Source organism: Bacteroides sp. 519 (assembly GCF_010500955.1).
Taxonomy (GTDB): domain Bacteria; phylum Bacteroidota; class Bacteroidia; order Bacteroidales; family Bacteroidaceae; genus Bacteroides.
Map to the genome: position 1 here is coordinate 1 of NZ_QVMJ01000178.1, position 277 is coordinate 277.

At 50.9% G+C, this 277-nt stretch carries 1 pseudogene; it reads right to left on the bottom strand.

Annotated features, from left to right (window positions below):
• Positions 1-277, bottom strand: a pseudogene (locus D0T85_RS22425) (hypothetical protein); the annotation flags it as partial.

Consider the following 277-nt stretch of genomic DNA (forward strand, 5'->3'; position numbering starts at 1 on the left):
TTCGGGTAAAGCAGGGGCTTTTTCGAGTAAGCGCAAAGCGGTGTTCTCTTCGCCATTCTCGATTAACAGGGCAGCGGCGTTGTTCATGGCAACGGGGTCGCTGTCGAAGTATTTGGGAATGGTTTCCATGATTATCTTCTTATACTCGGGGCTGTCCTTGCCATACTCCAAGGCTACACTGTACAACTCTAGTTGCGACAGGTTCTCGGGGTTGGTGTTCATCAGCTGACGGGCTTCGGTGGTGCTATAGCTACGTACGGCATAGTCAATCTGGTAT